The organism is Vicinamibacteria bacterium, assembly GCA_035620555.1.
GTDB lineage: Bacteria > Acidobacteriota > Vicinamibacteria > Marinacidobacterales > SMYC01 > DASPGQ01.
Map to the genome: position 1 here is coordinate 1 of DASPGQ010000199.1, position 2465 is coordinate 2465.

General features: G+C 64.5%; 2 protein-coding genes. Both read right to left on the bottom strand.

Annotated elements, in window-relative coordinates; translation table 11 throughout:
- The coding region (locus VEK15_08070; GenBank protein ID HXV60634.1) for a hypothetical protein at positions 1 to 184 on the bottom strand (184 nt) is incomplete at its 3' end.
- Between the two features lie 26 nt (positions 185 to 210).
- Positions 211 to 2465: ATP-dependent DNA helicase (locus VEK15_08075; protein ID HXV60635.1), on the bottom strand; the 2255-nt coding region annotated here is incomplete at its 5' end.

Consider the following 2465-nt stretch of genomic DNA (forward strand, 5'->3'; position numbering starts at 1 on the left):
AAACGTCGTCGTAAGCGACTTCGCTGCGTTCCCGGCATTCGCCGAAGGAAAACTCCGCGGGGGGCTCGGCTTGTTCGACCCGACAGGCGGTGAGGGCCGTGAGAACGAGGCAGGACCCGATAAGAGTCCGCTCTCGGTCGAAACGACTGATCGCTCCCCCGCCCGAAACGACTCTGGAGCGCATGCCGTCACCTCCGGCGCTCACGGATTCTACCCTGCCCAGAAGCGGGTGAGTTGCCCGCGCAGCTCGGCGGCTCCGCGAATCGGGATCGGCCTCCATTCGAGCGGCAGGAGCGCCCGGTAGCGCGCTTCGGCGAAGCGCTCGTCGATCAGCAGCAAGACCCCCCGGTCGGTCTCCGAGCGAATGACCCGGCCCGCGGCCTGGAGTACGCGGTTGACTCCGGGGTAGACGTAAGCGAAGTCGTATCCCCGCCCGGATTCCCGCTCGAAGTGCTCCCGGATGTGCTCGCGCTCGGGCGACGGCGGTGGAAGGCCGACCCCCACGATGGCCGCTCCCGCGAGCCGCTCGCCGGGAAGATCGATGCCCTCACCGAACACGCCGCCGAGAACGGCGAAGCCGACGAAGGCCCGGCCGTCGGCGTCGAACTGCGCGAGGAAGCGACCGCGCTCTCTCTCGTCCATATCCGGTCGCTGGACGGAGACGGCGAGCTCGGGCCTCGAGGAAACGAAGCGCTCGTGAACGGCGTTCAAGTACTCATACGACGGGAAGTAAACGAGGTACTTCCCTTTCCTCGCGTCCACGAGCCCCGACAGTAGCTCGGTCAGCCCCTCGCGGCTGTCCGCTCGTCGCCGGTATGTGGTCGCGATTTCGGAAGCCACGAACACCGCCAGATTCTCGCGGGGAAAAGGCGACGCGAAACGAAGCGCGTGTGGCTTCTCGCGACAGCCCAGGAGCCTCCAGAAGTAGCCGGGCGGCGTCAGCGTCGCGGAGAAGAAAACCGCCGCTTTGGCGGACCCGAGCCTCTCCGACAAGCGCCGGGCGGGATCGGTGCAGAAGAGCTTCAGCCTCAGATCCCGTCCTCGCGGCTCGTAGCAGGCGATGTACTCGTCGCCCCAGTCGTCTCCCACTTTGAGAAAACGAATGGCGTCGAAGTAGCGCTCGAGAAGCTCCCCGCGCCAGCTCCTCGGGCCGGCCGCGAGCACCGGCTCGGCCGCGTCGACCAATCGGCGAAGGATGGACAATAGCTCCTCAGGTGGCTCGGTCAGGGAGAGCGTGCCGCGTTTTCGCGCGGCGAGCAGGAAGGCGTTCACCTCGCCGAGCGCGCGATGGAGCTGCGGTTGCTCTTCTCGGCTCACGCACCGGCGAAGATCGAGAAACGGTTTCTTTCGCAGATCCGCCGAGAACATGTCGCGCGCCCGATCGATCAGGTTGTGGGCTTCGTCGACGAGAAGGGCGAAGTCGAGCTTGCGGTCGTCGAAGAGACGTCGTACGTAAGCTCTCGGATCGAAGACATAGTTGTAGTCGCAAATGACGAGGTCCGCCCACGGGGTGAGCTCGAGCGAGAGCTCGAAAGGGCAGACGTCGTGCCGTCTTGCCACCTCTTCGATGGTCTCCCGCGTCAGTAGATCCCGGCGGAGAGCTTCCTCCACGGCACTCTCGATGCGTTCGTAGAACCCGCGTGCGAACGAGCACTCGCCGCCATTACAGGCTTTTTCCGGGTTGAAGCAGATCTTGTCCCTGGCGGTGAGGGTGACGGTTCTCAGCCGGCCCCCGAGCTCGAACACCGCTTTTTCCGCCAGCGCCCGTCCCGTCGTCCGAGCCGTGACGTAGAAGAGCTTCTTCGTTCTTCCCTCGGAGAGTGCTTTGACCGCCGGGAAGAGCGTTGCCTGGGTCTTGCCGATGCCGGTCGCGGCCTGGAGAAGAAGCTCGCCGCCGTCACGCAGCGTGCGATAGACGGCGATCGCCATCTCGCGCTGACCGCGACGGAATCGAGTGAACGGAAACTCCGTCGCTCGGATCGACGCATCCCGTTCCGCGAGCCACGCGCACTTCTGGCGATAGGTCAAAAGAAACTTCGAGACCAGCCCACGGAAGATGCTCGCAAGCTCGCTCCGATGGTAGCGGCGACCGAGCTCCCGCACTTCTCCGGTATCGAGCGTACTGTAAGTGAGTCGCGCTTCGACGCTCTCGAGCTCCTTATCCTCGGCGTACAGGTACGCATAGACCTCCAACTGGCCCCAATGCTCCCTCTTGCCGTCCCAGGGAATATCGTCACGCGTCGCAACAGTTTTGATCTCCTCGACGAGGCTTCCGAGTGCCCCATCGATTCGACCCTGGATCTCGAGGACGACGTCTTCCTCTTCGATGCGCCCGAACACCGGGAGCTCCTTTTCGTAGCCCTTGGGCCTCGAGTCTTGAAGCCTCTGGTGAGCACGGATGGCCTCGACCGAATGAGCGCGGCCGCCCGATTCGAGGTTCAAATCGCCCGAGCGCAGGGAATGCT